The sequence below is a fragment of the Pseudomonas sp. S2_C03 genome, from assembly GCF_054668405.1.
In genome coordinates this window covers 1460342-1481403 of sequence record NZ_CP162766.1, presented here as the reverse complement: position 1 = coordinate 1481403, position 21062 = coordinate 1460342, and the positions used below count along the sequence as shown (strand labels likewise).

The window sequence follows — 21062 nt, the reverse complement described above, 5'->3', positions numbered from 1 at the left end:
CCCTCACAAGTGGTAAACATCGATGACCTGACGAACGTAGTCGTTCTTCAGGATCACTTTCTTGGCCAGGATCAGCGGGTTTTCGCCGCGCATGTCCAGGGTGTAGAAACTGCTGCCGAAGTAGCTGTCGACGGTCTTGTAGCGAAAGCTCAGGGTGTGCCAGTTGCAGCGCACCTTGCACACGCCGTCGGTCTGCTCCAGCAGCTCGATGTTGCTGATATTGTGGGAGGTGCGGGTGTCCGGCACGCTGGCACTGGAACGCTCGGTCTTGATACGGAAAACCCGGTCTTCGAGGCCTGTGCGGTTGCCGTACCAGATCAACGAAATTTCCCGCTGCGGGTCTTCGGTCAGCTCGTCGTTGTCGTCCCAGGATGGCATCCAGAATGTCGCGTCGGCGGCGTACAGTTCCAGCCATTCGTCCCATTGCCGGTCATCGAGATAGCGCGCTTCGCGGTAGAGAAAATCGCGCACGGTGTCGTGGGAAATGTTCATTGCACATCCTCCACGGCGATCAACTTCGATTGCTCGACCGCCAAGGCCTTGAGCATGGTTTGCTGCCAGTATTTGTGCTGCAGCACGAACAGACCTTCGTCTTCAGTGCGCACGCCACTGAGCAGTGGATGCAAGTCGATTTCCTTTGCGGCGTCGTCGGCACCTTCGATCCAGTGCTCGGCGCCACGGGACATGTCGTTCCAGGTGGTGACGCTGCCTTGATAGCTGGTCTGGCAGGAGCGGAACTCTTCCAGATCGTCGGGAGTGGCCATGCCGCTGACGTTGAAGAAGTCCTCGTACTGACGGATGCGACTGGCGCGTGCGTGGTCGCTTTCACCCTTGGGCGCGACGCAGTAGATGGTGATTTCCGTGCGGTCCACCGAGATCGGCCGGGCAATGCGAATCTGCGAGCTGAACTGGTCCATCAGGTAGACGTTGGGGTACAGGCACAGGTTGCGCGAGTTCTCGATCATCCAGTCGGCGCGCGCCTGGCCAAAATCCTGCGCCAGTTCATCGCGACGCTCGTACAGTGGGCGATCCTCGGGGTTGGCCCAGCGCGTCCAGAGCAGCATATGGCCCTTGTCGAAGGAGTAGAAACCACCTCCCTGCTTCGCCCAGCTACCGGCGCTCATGGTCGGGTTGCTGTCACCGGCCTCGCGCTGCTTGCGCTGGTTCTGGGTGGCGGCATAGTTCCAGTGCACTGAGCTGACGTGGTAGCCATCGGCGCCGTTTTCGGCGGTGAGTTTCCAGTTGCCTTCGTAGATGTAGCTGGACGAACCGCGCAGCACTTCCAGGCCTTCGGGGGATTGATCGACGATCATGTCGATGATTTTCGCCGACTCGCCCAGATGCTCGACCAACGGCAGTACATCGGCCTTGAGGCTGCCGAACAGGAAACCACGATAGGACTCGAAGCGCGCCACCTTGGTCAGGTCGTGGGAACCGTCGCAGTTGAAACTCGATGGATAACCGGCATTGGCCGGGTCTTTGACTTTAAGCAGCTTGCCGGAGTTGTTGAAGGTCCAGCCATGGAACGGGCAGGTATAGGAACTCTTGTTGCCGGACTTGTGCCGGCACAGGGTCGCACCACGGTGACTGCAGGCGTTGATGAAGGCATTGAGCACACCGTCCTTGTTGCGCGCGATGAAGATCGACTGGCGCCCCATGGTGGTGGTGTAGAAATCGTTGACGTTGGGAATCTGGCTTTCGTGCGCCAGGTACAACCAGTTGCCTTCGAAGATGTGCTGCATCTCCAGGTCGAACAGGCGCGGATCGGTGAACATCTCGCGTTTGCAGCGATAGACGCCTTGTTCAGGATCATCTTCGAGCAAGGCGTGAAGGTATTCAGGTCGCAGGGTCATGGCCACCGCCTCCATTGTTATTGTTCAGGCAGGCTCATGCTAGGACGGGGCAATGGGGTGGACTATCCGCGGGGTGCAGACCTTTATCCGTTTTGTGCAGAAGCCGGGATCAACGGCGCTTGAGGGTGTCGGACGGTAATTCGCCAAACTGTTTACGGTAACTGTCGGCGAAACGGCCCAGGTGCAGGAAACCGTAGTCCATCGCCACTTCGGTGACGCTGCGCACGTGGCAGGTCGGGTCGCTCAGGCAGGCATGGATGCGCTCGAGACGTTTGCGGCGGATGTAGTTTTTGGGCGTGGTGGCGGCATTGCGCTCGAACAGCCCATACAGCGAACGCACGCTCATGTGCGCCTGGCGGGCCAGGTCTTCACTGTCGAGGTCATGCTTGAGATGGCTGGCGATGTAGTCTGCGATGGCGTCGAAGGTGGCCGTCTGTGAACCGATGTCCAGGCGACTGACATTGGTCTGCATCAGGGTGAGCATCTTGCTGACAATGATCTGCGCGTAGTGCTCCTGAACTTTGGGCATCGGCGTACTGGCTTCGGCTTCCTGACAGATCATTGCCAGCAGACCGACAAATCCTTCCAGTTCGTCGAGCTGGTAGCGGTTCTCGAGAAACCGCACGCCCCGCCCCGGATAACGCCAGCGCTGCTCGTCGCACACTGATTCGAGCAGCGGGGTCGGGACCTTGAGGATAAATTTTTCGCAGTCGGCGGAGTACGTCAGGTCCACCGGGTCATCGGGGTTGATCAACAGCAGCTCGCCGGGGGCGAAGTAATGCTCCTGACCGTACCCACGCCACAGGCAATTGCCCCGCAGCAGCACTTGCAGGTGATAGATGCTCTCCAGGGCACCAGAGGTGACTCGCACACTGGCGCCGTAACTGATGCGGCACAGGTCGAGGCTTGCGAACTTGCGGTGATTGAGACTGGCCAACGGCTGCCCGGTACGCGGCATCAGGATGCAATGATTACCGACATGCTGGTTGACGTAGCCGGACACCGCATACGGGTCGGCATGATCGAACACGGCGCTGCGCTGACTGAGTAGTGGCGCTTGCATCATCGGGTACTCGGGTTGTTATGCGTTAAATCATATACCTGTAGGAGCGAGCATGCTCGCGATGGTCGTCAACGATAACGCGGGGCACCTGATGCCCCGCGGAGTCTTTGCGTCCATCGCGAGCATGCTCGCTCCTACAGGGGTGAGGGCCATCAATCTTCGAGGGCACGCACCCGCTCATGCCGCTGCTGCTCTTGCGGCTGCGCCGAACCCTGCAGGGTGAAATCGAAATCGATCTCGGCAAACCGCCCGCTCACACCGTGGGCCGCTGCTCGGGCCTGGTCTTCGCTGAAGGTGATTTTGGCGATCAGCTCGTCGCGGGTGGCGTAGGCGAAATCATCGTGCAGGTATTGGTCGCCGTCGAGGTTGATCTGGGTGGTCAGGTGGCGATGATCCGGCGCCGAGATGAAGAAGTGAATATGCGCCGGGCGCTGGCCATGACGGCCCAGTTGATCGAGCAGTTGCTGGGTCGGACCGTCCGGCGGGCAACCGTAGCCCGACGGCACGATGCTGCGAAAACGATAACGGCCTTCAGCATCGGTGACGATGCGGCGACGCAGGTTGAATTCCGATTGCGTGGTATCGAAGTACGAATAAGTGCCGCCAGTGTTGGCGTGCCACACATCCACCACGGCGCCGGCCAGCGGTTCGCCAGCGGTGTTGAACACCCGACCCTGCATGAACAGGGTCACGCCCGGATCGACGCCATCATCCAGGCGCGCTTCACCCTGGGACAACGGTGCACCGGCCACGTACAGCGGGCCTTCGATGGTGCGAGGGGTGCCGCCGGCTTTACCGGCCTGCTCGTCTTCGGCGTCCATCAGCATGTCAAGGTAGTGTTCCAGGCCGAGCCCGGCTACTACCAGCCCGGCTTCCTGGCGCGCGCCCAGCACGTTGAGGTAGTTGACGGCTTTCCAGAATTCTTCCGGGGTCACCGCCAGGTCTTCGATGATGTTCACCGAATCGCGCAGGATGCGGTGGATCAACGCTTTGACCCGTGGATTGCCGGCGTCATTGAGCAGGCCGCTGGCGTCTTCGAGAAATTTCTGGGCGTGGGCAGTCTGGGAAATCTTGACGTTCATTTGGTGGGTTCCTCATCTTGTAATTATGGTCGAAGCAGGCTGAACAGGCTGGGTTCAGCGATCGTCGTCTCGGATCGAAGAAGGATGGCGGCACAACGCATCGATCTCGATGGCCATGTATGGGAACAGCGGCAATTGCATGAGTAGATCATGCAGCTCCTGGACGCTGTCGACATCGAACACGCTGTAATTGGCGTAATGGCCGGCAATGCGCCACAGGTGGCGCCACTTGCCTTGCTCCTGCAGGCGCTGGGCCAGGGCTTTCTCGTCGGCCTTGAGCCTGGCGGCGGCTTCCGGATTCATGTCGACCGGCAAATTCACGGTCATCTTTACGTGGAACAGCATAATGCTCTCCTCAGACGGGATGAATGGCAGTGGATGTTTTGTCGCGACGGAAAAACGCCAGGCGTTCTTCATCCAGGTTCAATCCCAAACCTGGTGTATTCGGCACGTGCAACTCGAAATCTCGATAAATCAGCGGTTCGCTGAGAATGTCTTCGGTCAGCAGCAGCGGACCGAACAACTCGGTGTCCCACGCCAGTTTGTTCAGGGTGACAAAGGCATGTGCCGACGCCATGGTGCCCAGGCCTCCTTCAAGCATGGTGCCGCCGTACAACGCGATACCGGCTGCTTCGGCGATGGCGGCGGTGCGTAGCACGGCACGGGGGCCACCGTTCTTGGCGATCTTCAGGGCAAACACCGAGGCCGCACCTTCGCGGGCCAGGTTGAACGCGTCTTCCACGCACTCAATGGATTCGTCAGCCATGATTGGCGCCGGGCTCATGGCATTCAGGCGTGCCATGCCCGCACGGTTGTTGCGCGATATCGGCTGTTCGATCAGATCGATGCCGTTAGTTCCCAGAACTCGGCAAGCGCGAAGCGCCACTGCTTCGTCCCAGGCCTGGTTGACGTCGACCCGCACGCTGGCGCGGTCGCCCAGGGCTTTCTTGATAGCAATGACGTGGGCCAGGTCGCGATTGACTTCACCCGCGCCGATTTTCAGCTTGAAGATGCGATGGCGGCGCAGGTCGAGCATTTTCTCGGCTTCGGCGATGTCTTTTGCGGTGTCACCGCTGGCCAGGGTCCAGGCCACCGGCAGCGCGTCGCGCACACGACCACCGAGCAACTCGCTGACCGGCAGGCCCAGGCGTTTGCCCTGGGCGTCGAGCAGCGCGGTTTCGATGCCGGACTTGGCGAAGGTATTGCCCCGGATGCTGCGCTCCAGGCGCAACATCGCCGCGTTCACATTGGCGCTGTCCTGACCAAGCAGCAGCGGCGCGAAGTGTGTGTCGATGTTGGTCTTGATGCTGTCCGGGCTTTCGTTGCCATACGCCAGGCCACCGATGGTGGTGGATTCACCGATGCCTTCGATGCCATCGGCACAGCGTACGCGGATGATCACCAGGGTCTGGTTCTGCATGGTGTGCATGGCCAGCTTGTGCGGGCGGATGGTCGGCAGGTCGACAATAATCGTCTCGATCGACTCAATGGCGGTAGCAAGCATTTCAATACCCGTCAGGTTCTTAAAGTTCTGGAACCGATTCTGGTACGGCTTTTTTCCGGAGGCCAATATAGAATTGGTCTTGCTTGATACCTTTAAGGTATCCACAGACACTTTTCACGGAGGTCCCATGGAACTGCGTCACCTGCGGTATTTCCAGGTGCTGGCTCAAACACTGAATTTCACCCGCGCCGCTGAGCTGCTGCACATTGCCCAGCCGCCCTTGAGCCGACAGATCCAGCAACTGGAAGACGAGTTGGGGGTATTGCTGCTCGAGCGGGGGCGCCCCCTGAAGTTGACCGACGCCGGGCGGTTTTTCCACGAACACTCGACGGCGCTGCTCGAACAACTGGGCAAGGTCTGCGATAACACGCGGCGGATCGGCCTGGGCGAAAAAACCTGGCTGGGCATCGGGTTCGCCCCCTCTACCCTTTATGGCTTGCTGCCCGAACTGATCCGCCGCCTGCGCAGCGGGGAGCCGTTGGAGCTGGAGCTGGGGCTGTCGGAGATGACCACCTTGCAACAGGTGCAGGCCCTGAAGGCCGGGCGCATCGACATCGGTTTCGGCCGCATCCGCATCGACGACCCCGCGATCATCCAGACGGTGCTGAGGCAAGACCGCCTGGTGGCTGCCCTGCCCGCCGGGCACCGTCTACTGGCCGGTCCCATCAGCCTGCGGGACCTGGCCAAAGAACCTTTCGTGCTCTACCCCGGCAACCCGCGCCCCAGCTACGCCGATCATGTCATTGCCCTCTTCGAATCCCAGGGCGTGAGCATTCACGTCGCGCAATGGACCAACGAACTGCAAACCGCCATCGGCCTGGTGGGCGCGGGCATCGGCGTGACCCTGGTGCCGGCCTCGGTGCAATTGCTGCACCGCGACGACATCGGCTTCACCCCGCTGCTGGAAGACAACGCGACCTCACCGATCATCCTCAGTCGGCGCGTGGGCGATGTGTCGCCGGGGCTGAATCATTGCCTGCGGATGATCGAGCAATTACAGCCGCACAGCCTCCCTCAATGACTGTCACCATCCCAGATCCAGTTCCAGATCCCCGGCAATTTGACGGCCTGTGAGCTATCGCCAACCGTGCGTGCCATGGCCGCACGCAGCAACTGCGCCTGGTCGTCGTAAAACGGTTTACCGTCGACTTTCACACCGCTCGCCTGGGCGCTGTCCAGGAGGATTTGCAGGTATTCGCGGGCATGTCGGGCGCTGTAGCGGTTGAGATCGTGGAAGGTCACCACCACGGGAATCACCCCCTCGACGGTCGGCAGTTCGCCCAGGGCGATGCGCTCACGCAGTTCGGACATCGAACGCAGAAAATTCGCGCGCCGCCGCGGGCTGGCATTGAACCCCCAGACTTTGCCGTCGTTGGCGCTCAAGTCGGTGAGCAACACGTGCATGCCGTGTCGTTGATAGGCGGCGAACACACGTTTGTCGTAGTTCCAGAACGGCGGGCGCACGAGGGTCGGTGCCGTACCGGTGATGGCGGCGATGTCGGCACTGCCCTTGCTCAACGACTGCTCCAGTTCCTCCGGGCTCAGGGAACGGTGGTTGGTGTGCCAGTGAGTTGCGGTGTGGAAACCAAGGATCTGCCCTTCGGCGTGCTCACGGCGCATGACCTCACGTCCGATATCGCTATCGCCGGCCCGCGGCGCACCGGTCTGAACAAAAAAAACCGCCTTGAGGTTCGGTTGCACCGGATTGCTGGCCAGGCTGTCGAGCACGGTCATGGTCGGGTTCCAGAAGCTCGAAGCGCTGGGACCATCGTCGAACGTCAGCAGGAAACGAATCGGGGCCTGCTGGCGCAGGCGTTGTTCGGTCTGCGGCGTCAACTCGATGGGCGCGGCGATGCACCCTGCCAGGCCTGCGGCAATGGCGAGTGCGCCGAATAGATTCAACAGTTGTTTCATGAAGAGCGTCCAGACCGTGGGGCCGCACGGGTGTGCGGGCCGCGGGTTGGATCAGGGTACACGGGCTTTGGTTCCGGTGCCGCGGGCATTGGTTACCGGGTGAGTGCCTGCTCGAACGAAGCATCGATGATCGGCGCCGTTGCCAGCGCCGCAGGCAGTGCCTTGACGCTGAACAGGAAGTCCGCCGTACTTTGCAGGTCCTTGGCGGCCTGGGCGTCAACCGGGCCGATGGTCATGTGCGCCTGGCGCAACCAGTGACGCGAGACGTTCTGATCGAGATTGGCTTTTTTCGCCCACAGGTCGGCGTATTCGTCGGTGTGACTGTCGACCCACGCCCGGGCCTTTTTCACGCGCACCAGGAAGTCGGCGATGGCTTCACGCTTGCTGTCGATGGACGGCGTCGAGGCAGCGATGGCGCTCAGCCCGGGCATGAGGTTTTTTGCGGTGATAATCGGTCGGGCACCGGAGAACAGAATCTGCTGGGAGATGTAGGGCTCCCACACCGGAAAGGCGTCGATACTGCCCTGCGGCAACGCGGCGGCGGCATCGATTGGCATCAATTTGATGAAGTCGACGTAGTCTTCCGGCAGGTTGGCCTGCTGCAATGCTCGCAAGGTCAGTTGCTGGCTCCAGGCGCCGGGCCAGTAGGCGACTTTCTTGCCCTTGAGATCGGCAATGGTCTTGACCGGTGAATCCTTGGGCACCAGCAACGCGATGGTGTCCGGGTTCTGCCGGGATACGCCGATGAGTTTCACCGGTGCCTGCTTGGCGGCGAGAAACAGGAAACCCGAATCACCGAGAAACCCCACGTCCAGCGCGCCCGTGTTCAACGCTTCGGCCAGCGGCGCGGCTGCCTGGAAGTGTTTCCAGTCGACGGTGTAAGGCGCGCCTTCGAGCACCCCCGATGCCTCAACCGAAGCACGCACGTTGTAGTAGTTCTGATCGCCGATGTGCAGGACGACAGAATCGGCGGCGTAGGCCACAGGCGTAGCAAACAATGCGCTGGTCAACAGACCGCGAACAAAGCGAGACAGGTTCATCGAAGCGTTCCTTGGGAGTGAGTGGCATAGACCATAACGCTCTCAACAACAGCTTTTTAAATTCTATTTATGCATAAGTTCATGACCGCCCATCGTCACTGTTTACCCAGCAACAGTGGGTCGACAGAGTGTTTTCCCATCAACAGCGCCCAGACCAGGATGCGGGTGCAAGCCCCTTCAAAACCGGCCCATCGCGGATATGGCACAGAGCCTGCAATATTCCATTTTGATAGGAACACTTCATAAAAACATGCTTTCGGAAATAAGAAAGCTCAACGCCTTGCCGGAGCCAACCCGATGAATTCCACCGCCCGTTTTCCGTTTGTCAGATCCTTGCTGGGCGCCTGCGCCCTGCTTCTCGGCCTGCAACCCGTGGCACAGGCGGCGCAGCCACAGCCTGCCGAAGTGCACCTGGATTACGCCTATTACTCGCCGGTCAGCCTGGCGCTCAAACACCAGGGTTTTCTGGAAAAAGCCCTGCCCCAGACCAAGGTCACCTGGGTGTTGAGCCAGGGCAGCAACCGCTCGCTGGAATACCTCAACAGCGGTGGCGTCGACTTCGCTTCCTCCGCCAGCCTGGCCGCCGTGCTCAGCCGCGCCAATGGCAGCCCGATCAAATCGGTGTACGTCTACAGCCGCGCCGAATGGACGGCCCTGGTCGTACGCAAGGACTCACCCTACAAGACCGTCGCCGACCTCAAAGGCAAGAAAATCGCCGCCACCAAGGGCACTGACCCCTACTTGTTCACCCTGCGCAGCCTGCAGCAGGCTGGCCTGAGCAAGAACGATGTGGAACTGGTGCACCTGCAGCATCCGGATGGCCGCACCGCGCTGGAAAAAGGTGACGTCGACGCTTGGGCCGGCCTCGATCCGCATATGGCCGCCAGCGAAGTCCAGGCCGGTTCGCGCCTGCTGTATCGCAACACCAACTTCAATAGCTACGGCGTCATCAGCGTCACTGAGCGTTATGCGAAAGAACACCCGCAAACCATCCAGACCGTCCTCAAGGCGTACGAACAGGCCCGTGAATGGGCGGTGAAAAACCCTGATGAACTGGCGAAGCTGCTCGCCAGCGAATCCGGCCTGCCGCTGGACGTTGCCAAGCTGCAACTGTCGCGCACGGATCTTGGCAGCCCGCAATTGACCGCCCGGGACGTCATCGCTTCAAAGGCTGCCGCCCCGATCCTGGTGTCCGAGGAACTGGTGCGTCGCGGGGTAAATGTCGACCAGGTCATCGACCAACTGATCGACACTGGCTTCAAGGACACCGTGGCTCGTCAGTAAACAACCGCCTACGGGAGAGCCCGAATCCGCGCCCGTCGCGGATTCGTCGTCACTGGAGAACCCCATGACCAGCAAAAGCAAAACCCTGCCCATCGAACGACCGGCAACCCGGCGCGCGCCGTTGCCCTTGAGCAATGCCTGGCGTTTGCGTCTCAAGGGCTTAGCCGTGCCTGTCCTGATTCTTCTGCTGCTGGAATTCGTCGTACGGATCGGCTGGCTGCCGTCCTACCAGATGCCCGCTCCCAGCGAGATCGCCCTGACCCTCGGCGACCTCGCCGAAGGCCCTTTGTGGAAGCACATCAGCGCCAGCCTGCTGCGCGTGTTGCTCGGTTTCGCCATCGGCGCCAGCCTGGCCCTGGTCTTTGCCGCCTGGGTCGGTTTGAGCCGTGAAGCCGAAGCCTGGCTGGAGCCAACCTTCGCCGGCCTGCGCTCGATTCCGAGCCTGGCCTGGGTACCGCTGTTGCTGCTGTGGCTGGGCATCGACGAGACCTCGAAAATCGTCCTGATCGCCATCGGCGCCTTTTTCCCGGTGTACCTCAACGGCGTCGCGGCAATCCGCAACATCGATCGCAAACTGGTGGAAGTCGGGCAAATGTACGGTTTCAGCCACCTGCGCCTGGTGCGGCGCATCCTGTTGCCCGCCGCCCTGCCCGGCCTGTTCACCGGACTGCGCAGCGGCCTGAGCCTGGCGTGGATGTTCCTGGTGGCCGCGGAATTGATCGCCGCGACCCGCGGCCTGGGTTACCTGCTCAGTGACGGTCGCGAAACCTCACGCCCGGACATCGTGCTGGCGGCCATCATCGTCCTGGCGCTGCTGGGCAAACTCAGCGACGGCCTGCTCGCCGGGCTTGAGAAGCGCTTGCTGACCTGGCGCGACACTTTCAACGGCCAACGTGCAGAGGATTGAGCCATGACCGACCACTTGTTGGACATCCGCGTGGAGCGAAAGACCTTCGCCTCGACCACGGTGCTGCAAAACATCCACCTGCAACTGCAACCCCGGGAAACCGTCAGCCTGCTGGGGCCCAGCGGGTGCGGCAAAAGCACCTTGCTGCGAATCGTCGCCGGGCTGGAACAGGACTTCCACGGTGAACTGCGCAGCAACGCAGGCGAAGTCGCGTTCGTGTTCCAGGAACCACGTTTGATGCCTTGGCTGACCGTGGCGCAAAACATCGGCTTCAGTGCCGATGGCAACTACGACAAGGCCTGGGTCGGCCAACTGATCGACGAGGTGGGTTTGAGCGGTTTCGCCGAGGCGTTGCCCAAGGCGCTGTCGGGCGGCATGGCGCAACGGGTTGCCATCGCCCGCGGCCTGTATTCGCGACCCGACGTGCTGCTGCTCGATGAGCCGTTCAGCGCCGTGGATGCCTTCACCCGGATGAAATTGCAGGATCTGTTACTGCAACTGGCCGAACGTCACGCCATTGCACTGCTGCTGGTGACCCACGACGTCGATGAAGCGCTGTACCTCAGCGACCGGGTATTGGTCATGGACAACCGCCCCAGCCGCATTCGCCAGGAGGTGGAAGTGCCCCTGGCACATCCCCGTGATCGTCGTGACCCGTTGCTGGCGCAACTCAAGGCCTTGTCGTTGACTGAGTTGCAGCGGGCGCACGTGATTTAACCCGTCCGGGCGAGCGGTCAACCTGTCAATTTCGCCGCTGAGAAAGTGATATCCAACAGCTGTTTTCAGAAGAGTGTTTCATTGAAGAAACACTCGCAGAGCAACACCGCGCAAACGTTTAACCGCTTGTCAGACAATCCTTTGATCGTAGATACATTCCCAGCAACTACCGATAGCATGCGCGACCATTTCCACTGACAGTCGTCAGATGACCGTAGAGTCAACTAATAAGGAAATCCCTTCTCCATCAAGCCTTGCAGAGAACTGAATGAGCGACGACTTTTCAATGGATCAGGTCGTCGGTCTGGAGTGCGTTTATCGTTCCCAGACCGAACACTACCGACTTGACTGTTTTATCGAACAATACATAAACACCCGAAACCTGCACGCCGTTGCAGAAATCGACAAAACCCTGCGTTTAACGCTCAAACGCTACCCGGGTGGGCACCGGGTGAGGGTCAACGAGTTGAATGCCTGGATCGACAGGATGCTGGGGTATCGGGCGGCGCATCCGGAAGTGGTGCAGCTGGACGACGCGTGATATCTGCTCGGCCTCCCTGTGGGAGCGGGCTTGCCCGCTCCCACAGGAGAGAGCTACTCATCATGGTTTCAGAGGCCGCTCTTCATCGCGCTCCGACAGCTGACTACGATCTTCATGTTTCCATGTCACGTTCTTTTTGCGCTCACGCGCAAGCTCTTCCTCGGACGGCTCATCCTCGTCTTCCAGGTCCGGATTTTTGCGTTCAGTTGCCATGTTCACCTCCCTCCCCAGTGATCGGTCATCGAACTTAAGCGTAGATCAGTTTCGATTGCCCTGATTCAGAGCAACCAACGCAGCAAAAAGAAAAACCCCATGCTCAACAGCATGCTCAGCAAGGTGTTGCGCGTGTAGAGCACCAGCCCCACCGCCACCACCGAGCTGAGCAGGTAGGGATTGTCCCATTGCAGGTTCAGTTGTTTGTCGGGCATGAACACGATCGGCCCGCAGATCGCCGTGAGCATGCCGGGCACGGCAAAGCCGAGAAACTGGCGGGCATTGCTGCTCAGACGCAGCGGCAGGCGAGGCTCGAGGAATACGTAGCGGTTGAGGAACACCAGGATTCCCATCCCGAAAATCACGGCCCAGACCATCATGTGCGTGCCCCCTGGAGTTTGTTGCAGACAAAACCCGCCGTCATCCCCGCCAGCCCGGACAGCACCAGCGCCGAACCCCATTGCCAATAGCTGAACAGCACCGAGCAGAACAGCGACACCGCCACGCAAACCACCGTCGGCACGTTGCGCACCACCGGGGTAATCAACGCAATGAAGGTGGCGGCGATGGAGAAGTCCAGCCCCAGGTGTTCCAGCCCTGGAATGCTGCTGCCCAGCACAATTCCGGCCAGCGTGAAGAGGTTCCAGGCGATATAGAACGTCAGGCCCACGCCCAGCGCGTACCAGCGGTCGAACTGTTGTTTGTCGTGTTGGCTGGTCAAGGCAAACAACTCGTCGGTGAGCAAAAAACCCAACCCCACGCGCCAGCGCCCCGGCAGCGGGGCAATGACCGAACGCAGGCTCATGCCGTAGAGCAAATGCTGGGAAGTCAGCAACAGCGTGGTCAACAAAATGGAAAACACCCCGGCCCCGCCCTTGAGCATGCCGATGGCCACCAGTTGCGCCGCGCCGGCAAACACGATGCTCGACAAGCCCTGGCCTTGCAGAGGGGTGAGATTGGCTTCGATGGCCATGGAGCCAGCCAGCAGCCCCCAGGGTGCGGTGGCCAGGGACAGCGGCATGATCGCCACGGCGCCGCGAAGGAAGGCAGCGCGCGGCAGGTGTGAATTGGACATAACGCTCTACAACCGGGGAAAGACACCAGACTGTGACAGTTGCCGTCGCCAATGGCTTGAACAATCTTGCGCATCTGTTCCGTTCATCGGCTACTGGCTTGATTCACTCGCATAGTGGCAACATGACGCCGCCCTTTCCGTGGAGTTCGTCATGAGTGCAATCGACAGCGACGTCTACAAAACACTGCTTGAGTCGACCAAAGCCATTCCGTGGCGCATCGACTGGAAGACCATGACCTTCAGCTACATCGGCCCGCAGATCGAAACGCTGCTGGGCTGGCAACAGGATAGCTGGGTGTCGGTGGATGACTGGGTCGAGCGCATGCACCCGGACGATCGCACCTATGTGGTGGAATTCTGCGTCTCGCAATCACGCGCCGGCGTCGACCATGAGGCCGATTACCGCGCGCTGACCAGCACCGGCGATTACGTGTGGATTCGCGACGTGGTGCACGTGGTGCGCAAGGACGGCGAAGTGGAGGCGCTGGTGGGCTTCATGTTCGACATCAGCGAGCGCAAGAAAACCGAAGAGCACCTGATCCGCCTGCAAAAACAACTGGAGGAATACTCCTTCCAGGACGGCCTGACCGGCATCGCCAACCGCCGGATGTTCGACACCGTGCTGGAGCGCGAATGGGCCAACGCCCAGCGCACCGGGCTGCCGTTGTCGCTGATCATCCTGGATATCGACTACTTCAAGCAGTACAACGACCATTACGGGCACATCAAGGGCGACGAATGCCTTCGCCAGGTGGCCAAGACCCTGTCTCAAGCCGCCAACCGACCCCGGGACTTCATCGCGCGCATCGGCGGCGAAGAGTTCATCTGGCTGCTGCCGGAAACCGATGCCGAATCCGCGAAACGGGTGGCCAACAAATGCCTGCACCTGATTCGCCAGCAACAGATTGCCCATGAGCATTCGGCGGTATCGTCACTGCTGAGCCTGAGCCTCGGTGTGGGCACCACTTCAGCGCCGTTGCAGGCCACCGCGCTGTCCTTCGTCGAGCAGGTCGACAAATTGCTGTACAAGGCCAAGCATCAGGGGAGGATGCGCGCCGAGTTCGCTGATTTCGATACGGCGAAAACCAGCGGATAGCCAACGTGCTAGTTGGCAATCACACTCATGTTGCGTCCGCTCGCCTTGGCCACGTAGAGCGCTTTGTCCGCGGCATCGATCAAGTCGTCCGGCTGGTCCCCGGAGGCAGGATCGAAGGCCGCCACCCCGAGGCTGATCGTCACCACGCCTTCGGGAGCGCCGTTGTGAGGGATGCCGGCCTGCAACACCGCCTGACGAATTTTCTCCCCCAGCAGAAACGCCCCGACATAGTCGGTGCCGGGCAGGATCACCGCGAACTCTTCCCCGCCGTAACGCGCAGCCAGATCCCATGAAGCCTGGATGTGCCGGGTGATGATCGAACTGATGCTGCGCAGGCACTCGTCCCCGGCGACGTGACCGTACAGCTCGTTGAACGCTTTGAAATGATCGACATCGATCATCAACACTGCAAAGCCGGATTCAGTACGCCGGGCACGGCCCAGTTCCGAGTGGATGAACAAATCGAACTGACGCCGGTTGGACAGCCCCGTCAGTGCATCCTCCATGGCCAGCACCTTGAGGCCACGGTTGACCTCCAGCAGTTTGTCGCGTGCATCCAGCAAGTCACTCTGTACGCGATTCTGGCGCTTCATCAGGCCGATCAGTCGATAGCCCAAAACGCCCAGAAACCCCAGGCACAAGGCGACGATGCCCGCACTTAGCAAGGACGCCTCGCGCCACGCTGCCAGGACCTCCGCCTTGTCGACGGCGGTAAATACCACCAGTGGATAGCCGGGCACCCGACGAAACCCCACCACCCTCTCAACGCCATCGACCATCGACTGGACCATGGCGGTGCCCGCATCGCCAGTGGGCAGCAACTGTTTGAACAGCGGTCCGTTGGCAATGTTGGTGCCGACGTCAGACTCCTTGAATGGCCGACGCACGACAATGTTGGCATCGGCGGCAATCAGGTTGATTACCCCATTGCGTCCCATGTCGATGCTCTCGTACAGCGACAGGAAGTGATTCAGATAAATGGTGGCCAGGGCCACGCCGGCGAAACTGCCATCGGCGTGATTGATGCGCCGCGAGACAGTCATGATCCAGTCGCCGCTGGAGCGGCTTTTGATCGATGGTCCTATGTGCGGCCCGCGGTCGGGGTGATCGCGATGGAAAATGAAGTATTCACGGTCGGCGTTGTTGGCATCCGGCATCACGGCGCCATTGGAGTTGGCGACCCATCCACCGTTTTCGTCATAGACGAAAAGCCCGTGCAACTGCGGCAGTTCGCTGCGCTGGGCGCTGAGCAGGCGCTGCAGGTGTGCCAATTGCGACGGTTCCAGGCGCTCGTATTCCAGGCGTTCCACCAAGGTGAACAGCAACGTGTCGGCCTGTTTGATCGTGGCCTGCGCCTGGGAGGCCAGGGTCTGCGACAGGTTGGACATTGCCACTTCCTTGTCGCGCAGGTGGTACTGGCGCGAGTTCCAGGCCTCCCAGATCGCGATGGCGCTCATGGACAGGCAAACCGCCACCAGCAGGATCACCACGGACCGCACCTTGAGCCTGACCACGGCGGGCGAAGCGGTCGGCGAACTATCGTCGGCGTAGTCTTCAGTTCCTTGTTCGACGGACGGCTGTCCCATGAGGCTCCCTTTCATCTCGATAAATGGCAATTGATCCTGTTATTGCCAAAAACGCTTACGCTGCGTTGTGTTTTACGGCCTCGAGCCACGCTGGGTTCAGTTGTGTCTGCTGAGTTTCGAGGCCCAGTGCTTCCATTCGTTCCTTGTGCCGGTCCATTTCGCGAATCAGTTGGCTGTGATCACTGGAGTTGCCGTCAAGCTGATGCATCTGGTTCAACCCCAGATGATAGAAGCGCAGCAGCTTCATCGCGCTCGGATCGTCCTTGGCCACCGCCGCCGTCACATGATGCATGACGTTGGTGACACTCATCAGGCTGCGCTTGAGCTGCCAGCCATAGACGGCGGGTGCCATCCAGGCCTGGCTCCAGAATGTGCCGCGCATCAGCGCCGCCATCAACAGCACCGCGACGAATACCCCGCCGACATTGAAACGAAAATTGTCGCCGCCAGGTGTGCCGAAGATCGTCACCGCCGCCGTCGACAGCACCATCGCCAGGGCAATGAAAATCAGGGCGATGAAAATCGTGCTGCGGCGCGTGTGACGGCGATAGGTTTCAGGGTCTTGCGGCTGGATCTGGAACATCAGGACGGGTTTCCTCGAGGCCATGGGCAAAAAGTCTGCGGGGCATTATCGCCTCTGCGACGGATTTAGCTATGCTGGGGCTCCTTTTCATCTTTTCATCGTCCAAGGTCAACGTGGCGATACAACGCAGTTCGTGCCATCTTCTTTTGTGAGTACAGACTATTCGGATGTCAGGCGTCGCCGATGCGTGACATCGTTTTAAGGATCTTTGCATGGCCCAACGACAAGTAATCAATGCCTCGGTCAGCCCGAAAGGCAGCCTTGAAACCCTTTCCCAGCGTGAAGTGCATCAACTGAGCGAAGCCGGTTCCGGCAGCACCTACGCCCTCTTCCGCCAATGCGCCCTGGCCATCCTCAATACCGGCGCCCACGTCGATAACGCCAAGACCATCCTCGAAGCCTACAAGGACTTCGAAATCCGCATTCACCAGCAGGATCGCGGCGTGCGTCTGGAGCTGCTGAATGCCCCGGCCGATGCCTTCGTTGATGGCGAAATGATCGCCAGCACCCGGGAAATGCTGTTCAGCGCCCTGCGTGACATCGTCTACACCGAAAACGAGCTGGATGCCCAGCGCATCGACCTCAGCACGTCCCAGGGCATCAGCGACTACGTGTTCCATCTGTTGCGCAACGCCCGCACCCTGCGTCCCGGCGTCGAGCCGAAAATCGTGGTGTGCTGGGGTGGTCACTCGATCAACACCGAAGAGTACAAATACACCAAGAAGGTCGGCCACGAACTGGGCCTGCGCAGCCTCGACATCTGTACCGGCTGCGGCCCGGGCGTGATGAAAGGCCCGATGAAAGGCGCGACCATCGCCCACGCCAAGCAGCGCATCCACGGCGGTCGCTACCTTGGCCTGACCGAACCCGGGATCATCGCCGCCGAGGCACCGAACCCGATCGTCAACGAGCTGGTGATCCTGCCGGACATCGAAAAGCGCCTCGAAGCCTTTGTGCGTGTCGGCCACGGCATCATCATCTTCCCGGGTGGCGCAGGCACCGCCGAAGAGTTCCTGTACCTGCTGGGCATCCTGATGCACCCGGACAACGAAGGCCTGCCCTTCCCGGTCATCCTCACCGGGCCCAAGCATGCCGCCCCGTACCTGGAGCAACTGGACGCATTCGTCGGCGCGACCCTGGGCGAGGAAGCTAAAAAACACTACGAGATCATCATCGACGACCCGGCCGAAGTGGCGCGGCAGATGACGGCTGGGCTCAAGGCGGTGAAGCAGTTCCGTCGCGAGCGCAATGATGCGTTTCACTTCAACTGGTTGTTGAAGATCGACGAGGGCTTCCAGCGCCCGTTCGATCCGACCCATGAAAACATGGCCAACCTCAATCTCAGCCTCAGCCTGCCACCCCATGAACTGGCCGCCAACCTGCGCCGCGCGTTCTCCGGCATCGTCGCCGGCAACGTCAAGGACAACGGCATCCGCCTGATCGAGGAACACGGGCCGTACCAGATCCGTGGCGACGCGGCGATCATGCAACCGCTGGATCAACTGCTCAAGGCGTTCGTGGCCCAGCACCGGATGAAGTTGCCGGGCGGCGCGGCGTATGTGCCGTGTTATCGGGTGGTGGCTTGATCAACAACAGGCGTACGCACTCCCTGTAGGAGCGAGCATGCTCGCGATGGTCGTCAACGATAACGCTGGAATACTGATACCCAGCGGTGTAAATCAGTCCATCGCGAGCATGCTCGCTCCTACAGGCTTGCGAACAACGAACAACCAGGGATCGCTTGATGGACCACATAAACCACATCCTGATCGTCGACGATGATCGCGAAATCCGCGAGCTGGTCGGTAATTACCTGAAGAAGAACGGCCTGCGCACCACAGTGGTGGCCGATGGACGGCAGATGCGCAGTTTCCTGGAAGCCAACCAGGTCGACCTGATCGTGCTCGACATCATGCTGCCGGGCGACGATGGCCTGGTGCTGTGCCGAGAATTACGCTCGGGCAAGCACAAGGCGACGCCGATCCTGATGCTCACCGCCCGCAACGATGAAACCGACCGGATCCTCGGCCTGGAAATGGGCGCCGACGACTACCTGACCAAACCCTTCGCCGCCCGCGAACTGCTGGCGCGGATCAACGCGGTGCTGCGCCGTACCCGCATGCTGCCGCCCAATCTGCTGATCACCGAAAGCGGCCGACTACTGGGTTTCGGCCGCTGGCGCCTGGACACCACCGCCCGCCACCTGCTGGACGAAGACGACACCATGGTTGCCTTGAGCGGCGCCGAGTATCGCCTGCTGCGCGTATTCCTCGACCACCCGCAACGGGTGCTCAGTCGCGACCAGTTGCTCAACCTCACCCAGGGCCGCGACGCCGACCTGTTCGACCGCTCCATCGACCTGCTGGTCAGCCGCCTGCGCCAGCGCCTGGTGGACGACTCGCGCGAATCGACCTACATCAAGACGGTGCGTAATGAGGGTTATGTGTTTTCGTATCCGGTGGAGATGTTGAACGAGTGATGAACGCGCTATCCATCGAGCCCTGTAGGAGCGAATTTATTCGCGATGGACGTTAACGATGACGCGGGAAAACTGATACCCAGTGGTGTTCTTACGTCCATCGCGAGCAAGCTCGCTCCTACAGGGGGGAGTGGCGAGCAGGAAATCTGCATCAATGCCCTCGATAAAGACTATGCCCTGGCATGCTTTTTCATTTTGAAACCTGCGCCATAAAGTGGACCCATCTTCTCCCCACTCTTCTGGAGCAACATCATGAAAAACATCATCGCACTCGGTCTTGCACTTTCGGTTTTCGGCGCCACTTCGGCCATGGCCGCACCCCACAAGAAACAAATGATTGCAGCGGCTGAAGTCAGCCAACCCGCCACGCTGAATGTGAACACCGTGAAGGTCGATTCGAAAGACACCCAGGCCACCAAGCTCTACGTCGCGGAAAACCGCCCTGAGTTCGGTTCGAAGTATCAGCGCTACTGAGTCACCGCTTTGTTTAACCTGAACCCCGGGGAGATCCGTCTCCTGCGGGGTTTGTTTATTTCAGGCTTCCGCATCCCGCCCCTGCCTGGGGCACCAGGCTGACGTCGACGCGCCGATTGGTCGCACGCCCGGCAGCGCTGTCATTGCTGACCAGCGGTTGCTTGTCGGCCAGGCCCTGCACGACGAAGCAACTATCGGGAATGTCGCCCATGCGCTGCAACCAGCCACGTACGGCCCACGCGCGGGCATGGGACAGCAGGAGTTTGTGTTCAGCGCTCCCGCGATTGTCCGAATGCCCGTCGATCACGATCAACCACCCCGACCGCGCCGTGATGTCGTTCAAGGCATTGATCAGGACTTTATTGCCGTCAGGCTTGAGTTCGGCACTGCCGGCCTCGAACAGTGCCAGGCTTTCCAGGCGCACCGCCTGGGGCAACGGCTGGGGCTTGCGCAAAACGCTGGCAAGGCGCTGACCCGACTCGCTGCTTGCTCCCCACCAGCCGATCCCACCCACGACGAGCACGACCACCGCGACGCCCAGCCACAAGGCTTTGCGCGGTTTTTTGGCCGGGTTGGCCTCGGGCTGCTTGTTGAATGGCAACAACATCACGGGCATCAGCATGGGGGGCATGGGCTCACGGCGCTGAACGGTGGGCCATTGCACATCCGACGAACGCACTCGCTGCCTCAGTTGCTCGATCTGTTGACGCAATCGCTGCAAGGCACCGGAATCCGAGAGACCCTGTTCTTGCAACTGCCATTGCAACCGTAGCAACTGGTCATCCAACTGTCCGAGGGCGGGTAACAGGCGGACGTTCACCGGCTGAGCGCGCAGGCACAACTGCAATTGGCTGAACAGCCAGCCCAGGACCTCCTGCCGCGCCGACGGCTGCGCTGGCCACAGGCCTACCCCGGCACGGCTCACTCCCTCCAGCAGCGCCAAACCTTGCGCAATACCTTCCAGGCCATAACGGTGGCCACGGGCCAGGGTCAATGCCGCCACCGATTGCAGGTCTGCACCGTTCAAGCGAAACAACGTCAGGCACAACTGCTCTACGGCGGCCCAATCCATGTCGGGACAGGCCGCGTGGTTCAACTTCGCCAACTCATCACACAGCGCCGCAAATTCGACGAACCGCCGTGGATCGCCGCCCACTCTGACGTCCATTTCAAACAGTACCGTCATCCGGTTTTCCCTTCGTTGCGTTGAGTCTTCATTTCAGCCACTGCTGCCGTTTCAGGTGCCTGACCACTGCCTTGCCGTCAGCCGTCAGGCTCGCGCCAAAGCTCAGCCACTGCCCGCCAGCCATTTGAGCGGCCAGGGTGAACTCCAGATGCCCCGGCTGGACCTGAGGCGACAGTTCGACGTCGAGCGCCACCAGGCGGGGCTCGAACTTGAGCAGCGTTTGTTTCATCCCCCGCATCAGGCCGTGAGTCGATGCGGGCAACCCCTGGAGAATCACACTCATGTCTGCAAGGCCGTAATCGGGCAAGTGCGCCAGGGAACCGGCGCGGCTATTGAGGATGCGCTGCAGGTTATCGAGTACCGACATCGTGTGCTGATCGGCCTCGTTGATCCGATACAGGTCCAGCTCGCCGCTGAAATTTTGCAAAAGCGTTTCGTACAACGATGGAGACAAATCGTTCATGG

The 21062-nt window shown here is 60.5% G+C and carries 24 protein-coding genes; 9 read left to right on the top strand and 15 right to left on the bottom strand.

Annotated elements, in window-relative coordinates:
* Positions 1 to 3 precede the first annotated feature (3 nt).
* The 6 genes from benB to AB4N64_RS06740 all read right to left on the bottom strand — a co-directional run bounded on the left by benB (position 4) and on the right by AB4N64_RS06740 (position 5502).
* Positions 4 to 492 carry a benzoate 1,2-dioxygenase small subunit gene (gene benB / locus AB4N64_RS06765; RefSeq protein ID WP_460123257.1) on the bottom strand — a complete coding sequence of 163 codons (489 nt, stop codon included), beginning with the start codon at positions 490 to 492 and terminating at the stop codon, positions 4 to 6.
* Complete coding sequence (benA, locus tag AB4N64_RS06760; RefSeq protein WP_460123254.1) at positions 489 to 1853, bottom strand: benzoate 1,2-dioxygenase large subunit; 1365 nt, start codon at positions 1851 to 1853, stop codon at positions 489 to 491. The genes benB and benA overlap by 4 nt, the downstream gene beginning before the upstream one ends.
* Positions 1854 to 1962: 109 nt before the next feature.
* Positions 1963 to 2919, bottom strand: coding sequence for an AraC family transcriptional regulator (locus AB4N64_RS06755; protein ID WP_460123251.1), 957 nt, complete (start codon positions 2917 to 2919; stop codon positions 1963 to 1965).
* Positions 2920 to 3068: 149 nt separating this feature from the next.
* Positions 3069 to 3998, bottom strand: coding sequence for a catechol 1,2-dioxygenase (gene catA, locus AB4N64_RS06750; protein ID WP_460123248.1), 930 nt, complete (start codon positions 3996 to 3998; stop codon positions 3069 to 3071).
* Between the two features lie 54 nt (positions 3999 to 4052).
* A complete protein-coding gene (catC, locus tag AB4N64_RS06745) occupies positions 4053 to 4343 on the bottom strand; it encodes a muconolactone Delta-isomerase (RefSeq protein WP_460123246.1) in 291 nt (96 codons plus the stop codon).
* A gap of 10 nt (positions 4344 to 4353) precedes the next feature.
* Positions 4354 to 5502 carry a muconate cycloisomerase family protein gene (locus AB4N64_RS06740; RefSeq protein WP_460123244.1) on the bottom strand — a complete coding sequence of 383 codons (1149 nt, stop codon included), beginning with the start codon at positions 5500 to 5502 and terminating at the stop codon, positions 4354 to 4356.
* 127 nt (positions 5503 to 5629) lie between these two features.
* On the opposite strand from AB4N64_RS06740, the gene AB4N64_RS06735 reads away from it, so the two are divergent.
* A complete protein-coding gene (locus AB4N64_RS06735; RefSeq protein ID WP_460123242.1) occupies positions 5630 to 6523 on the top strand; it encodes a LysR family transcriptional regulator in 894 nt (297 codons plus the stop codon).
* Here the strand turns inward: AB4N64_RS06735 and AB4N64_RS06730 are convergent.
* Both AB4N64_RS06730 and AB4N64_RS06725 read right to left on the bottom strand, forming a co-directional pair.
* Positions 6517 to 7416, bottom strand: a complete 900-nt coding sequence (locus AB4N64_RS06730; protein ID WP_460123240.1) for a polysaccharide deacetylase family protein — start codon at positions 7414 to 7416, stop codon at positions 6517 to 6519. The two genes, AB4N64_RS06735 and AB4N64_RS06730, sit on opposite strands and share 7 nt — an antisense overlap.
* A gap of 92 nt (positions 7417 to 7508) precedes the next feature.
* Positions 7509 to 8456, bottom strand: a complete 948-nt coding sequence (locus tag AB4N64_RS06725) for an ABC transporter substrate-binding protein (protein WP_460123237.1) — start codon at positions 8454 to 8456, stop codon at positions 7509 to 7511.
* Between the two features lie 297 nt (positions 8457 to 8753).
* On the opposite strand from AB4N64_RS06725, the gene AB4N64_RS06720 reads away from it, so the two are divergent.
* From AB4N64_RS06720 to AB4N64_RS06705, 4 genes are all read left to right on the top strand, one after another.
* Positions 8754 to 9740 (top strand): aliphatic sulfonate ABC transporter substrate-binding protein, encoded by a 987-nt coding sequence (locus tag AB4N64_RS06720; RefSeq protein ID WP_460123234.1) that lies wholly within the window; start codon positions 8754 to 8756, stop codon positions 9738 to 9740.
* 64 nt (positions 9741 to 9804) lie between these two features.
* Complete coding sequence (locus AB4N64_RS06715; protein ID WP_460123232.1) at positions 9805 to 10647, top strand: ABC transporter permease; 843 nt, start codon at positions 9805 to 9807, stop codon at positions 10645 to 10647.
* A gap of 3 nt (positions 10648 to 10650) precedes the next feature.
* The gene (locus AB4N64_RS06710) at positions 10651 to 11364 is read left to right on the top strand and encodes an ABC transporter ATP-binding protein (protein WP_460123230.1); all 714 of its coding nucleotides are present in this window, start codon (positions 10651 to 10653) and stop codon (positions 11362 to 11364) included.
* 268 nt (positions 11365 to 11632) lie between these two features.
* Positions 11633 to 11905 (top strand): hypothetical protein, encoded by a 273-nt coding sequence (locus tag AB4N64_RS06705; protein WP_460123228.1) that lies wholly within the window; start codon positions 11633 to 11635, stop codon positions 11903 to 11905.
* Positions 11906 to 11965: 60 nt separating this feature from the next.
* On the opposite strand, the gene AB4N64_RS06700 is transcribed toward AB4N64_RS06705, so the two are convergent.
* From AB4N64_RS06700 to AB4N64_RS06690, 3 genes are all read right to left on the bottom strand, one after another.
* On the bottom strand, positions 11966 to 12118 hold the full coding sequence (locus AB4N64_RS06700) for a hypothetical protein (RefSeq protein WP_460123225.1): 153 nt from the start codon (positions 12116 to 12118) through the stop codon (positions 11966 to 11968).
* A gap of 65 nt (positions 12119 to 12183) precedes the next feature.
* On the bottom strand, positions 12184 to 12495 hold the full coding sequence (locus AB4N64_RS06695; protein WP_460126643.1) for an AzlD domain-containing protein: 312 nt from the start codon (positions 12493 to 12495) through the stop codon (positions 12184 to 12186).
* Entirely contained in the window at positions 12495 to 13193 is a 699-nt protein-coding gene (locus AB4N64_RS06690; RefSeq protein ID WP_460123222.1) for an AzlC family ABC transporter permease, read from the bottom strand. Before AB4N64_RS06690 ends, AB4N64_RS06695 begins: the two co-directional genes overlap by 1 nt.
* A 151-nt stretch (positions 13194 to 13344) precedes the next feature.
* Between AB4N64_RS06690 and AB4N64_RS06685 the strand changes: the two genes are divergently transcribed.
* Positions 13345 to 14289 (top strand): diguanylate cyclase, encoded by a 945-nt coding sequence (locus AB4N64_RS06685; RefSeq protein ID WP_460123219.1) that lies wholly within the window; start codon positions 13345 to 13347, stop codon positions 14287 to 14289.
* 8 nt (positions 14290 to 14297) lie between these two features.
* Here the strand turns inward: AB4N64_RS06685 and AB4N64_RS06680 are convergent, their stop codons facing one another.
* On the bottom strand, positions 14298 to 15875 hold the full coding sequence (locus AB4N64_RS06680) for a sensor domain-containing diguanylate cyclase (RefSeq protein ID WP_460123216.1): 1578 nt from the start codon (positions 15873 to 15875) through the stop codon (positions 14298 to 14300).
* Positions 15876 to 15930: 55 nt separating this feature from the next.
* On the bottom strand, positions 15931 to 16458 hold the full coding sequence (locus tag AB4N64_RS06675) for a DUF3087 domain-containing protein (protein WP_460123213.1): 528 nt from the start codon (positions 16456 to 16458) through the stop codon (positions 15931 to 15933).
* 212 nt (positions 16459 to 16670) lie between these two features.
* On the opposite strand from AB4N64_RS06675, the gene ppnN reads away from it, so the two are divergent.
* The 3 genes from ppnN to AB4N64_RS06660 all read left to right on the top strand — a co-directional run bounded on the left by ppnN (position 16671) and on the right by AB4N64_RS06660 (position 19411).
* Positions 16671 to 18044, top strand: coding sequence for a nucleotide 5'-monophosphate nucleosidase PpnN (gene ppnN / locus AB4N64_RS06670; RefSeq protein ID WP_460123210.1), 1374 nt, complete (start codon positions 16671 to 16673; stop codon positions 18042 to 18044).
* Positions 18045 to 18202: 158 nt separating this feature from the next.
* On the top strand, positions 18203 to 18937 hold the full coding sequence (locus AB4N64_RS06665; protein ID WP_460123207.1) for a response regulator: 735 nt from the start codon (positions 18203 to 18205) through the stop codon (positions 18935 to 18937).
* 252 nt (positions 18938 to 19189) lie between these two features.
* Positions 19190 to 19411: a hypothetical protein gene (locus AB4N64_RS06660; RefSeq protein WP_460123205.1), complete on the top strand. Its 222-nt coding sequence runs from the start codon at positions 19190 to 19192 to the stop codon at positions 19409 to 19411.
* A gap of 55 nt (positions 19412 to 19466) precedes the next feature.
* On the opposite strand, the gene AB4N64_RS06655 is transcribed toward AB4N64_RS06660, so the two are convergent.
* Both AB4N64_RS06655 and tssE read right to left on the bottom strand, forming a co-directional pair.
* Positions 19467 to 20597, bottom strand: a complete 1131-nt coding sequence (locus AB4N64_RS06655; RefSeq protein ID WP_460123203.1) for an OmpA family protein — start codon at positions 20595 to 20597, stop codon at positions 19467 to 19469.
* 28 nt (positions 20598 to 20625) lie between these two features.
* Entirely contained in the window at positions 20626 to 21060 is a 435-nt protein-coding gene (gene tssE / locus AB4N64_RS06650; protein ID WP_460123200.1) for a type VI secretion system baseplate subunit TssE, read from the bottom strand.
* Positions 21061 to 21062: the final 2 nt, after the last annotated feature.

Excerpts from the sequence above, each read along its gene's own strand:
- benB (WP_460123257.1), bottom strand. The coding sequence starts at position 492 with ATGAACATTTCCCACGACACCGTGCGCGATTTTCTCTACCGCGAAGCG.
- benA (WP_460123254.1), bottom strand. The coding sequence starts at position 1,853 with ATGACCCTGCGACCTGAATACCTTCACGCCTTGCTCGAAGATGATCCT.
- AB4N64_RS06755 (WP_460123251.1), bottom strand. The coding sequence starts at position 2,919 with ATGATGCAAGCGCCACTACTCAGTCAGCGCAGCGCCGTGTTCGATCAT.
- catA (WP_460123248.1), bottom strand. The coding sequence starts at position 3,998 with ATGAACGTCAAGATTTCCCAGACTGCCCACGCCCAGAAATTTCTCGAA.
- catC (WP_460123246.1), bottom strand. The coding sequence starts at position 4,343 with ATGCTGTTCCACGTAAAGATGACCGTGAATTTGCCGGTCGACATGAAT.
- AB4N64_RS06740 (WP_460123244.1), bottom strand. The coding sequence starts at position 5,502 with ATGCTTGCTACCGCCATTGAGTCGATCGAGACGATTATTGTCGACCTG.
- AB4N64_RS06735 (WP_460123242.1), top strand. The coding sequence starts at position 5,630 with ATGGAACTGCGTCACCTGCGGTATTTCCAGGTGCTGGCTCAAACACTG.
- AB4N64_RS06730 (WP_460123240.1), bottom strand. The coding sequence starts at position 7,416 with ATGAAACAACTGTTGAATCTATTCGGCGCACTCGCCATTGCCGCAGGC.
- AB4N64_RS06725 (WP_460123237.1), bottom strand. The coding sequence starts at position 8,456 with ATGAACCTGTCTCGCTTTGTTCGCGGTCTGTTGACCAGCGCATTGTTT.
- AB4N64_RS06720 (WP_460123234.1), top strand. The coding sequence starts at position 8,754 with ATGAATTCCACCGCCCGTTTTCCGTTTGTCAGATCCTTGCTGGGCGCC.
- AB4N64_RS06715 (WP_460123232.1), top strand. The coding sequence starts at position 9,805 with ATGACCAGCAAAAGCAAAACCCTGCCCATCGAACGACCGGCAACCCGG.
- AB4N64_RS06710 (WP_460123230.1), top strand. The coding sequence starts at position 10,651 with ATGACCGACCACTTGTTGGACATCCGCGTGGAGCGAAAGACCTTCGCC.
- AB4N64_RS06705 (WP_460123228.1), top strand. The coding sequence starts at position 11,633 with ATGAGCGACGACTTTTCAATGGATCAGGTCGTCGGTCTGGAGTGCGTT.
- AB4N64_RS06700 (WP_460123225.1), bottom strand. The coding sequence starts at position 12,118 with ATGGCAACTGAACGCAAAAATCCGGACCTGGAAGACGAGGATGAGCCG.
- AB4N64_RS06695 (WP_460126643.1), bottom strand. The coding sequence starts at position 12,495 with ATGGTCTGGGCCGTGATTTTCGGGATGGGAATCCTGGTGTTCCTCAAC.
- AB4N64_RS06690 (WP_460123222.1), bottom strand. The coding sequence starts at position 13,193 with ATGTCCAATTCACACCTGCCGCGCGCTGCCTTCCTTCGCGGCGCCGTG.
- AB4N64_RS06685 (WP_460123219.1), top strand. The coding sequence starts at position 13,345 with ATGAGTGCAATCGACAGCGACGTCTACAAAACACTGCTTGAGTCGACC.
- AB4N64_RS06680 (WP_460123216.1), bottom strand. The coding sequence starts at position 15,875 with ATGGGACAGCCGTCCGTCGAACAAGGAACTGAAGACTACGCCGACGAT.
- AB4N64_RS06675 (WP_460123213.1), bottom strand. The coding sequence starts at position 16,458 with ATGTTCCAGATCCAGCCGCAAGACCCTGAAACCTATCGCCGTCACACG.
- ppnN (WP_460123210.1), top strand. The coding sequence starts at position 16,671 with ATGGCCCAACGACAAGTAATCAATGCCTCGGTCAGCCCGAAAGGCAGC.
- AB4N64_RS06665 (WP_460123207.1), top strand. The coding sequence starts at position 18,203 with ATGGACCACATAAACCACATCCTGATCGTCGACGATGATCGCGAAATC.
- AB4N64_RS06660 (WP_460123205.1), top strand. The coding sequence starts at position 19,190 with ATGAAAAACATCATCGCACTCGGTCTTGCACTTTCGGTTTTCGGCGCC.
- AB4N64_RS06655 (WP_460123203.1), bottom strand. The coding sequence starts at position 20,597 with ATGACGGTACTGTTTGAAATGGACGTCAGAGTGGGCGGCGATCCACGG.
- tssE (WP_460123200.1), bottom strand. The coding sequence starts at position 21,060 with ATGAACGATTTGTCTCCATCGTTGTACGAAACGCTTTTGCAAAATTTC.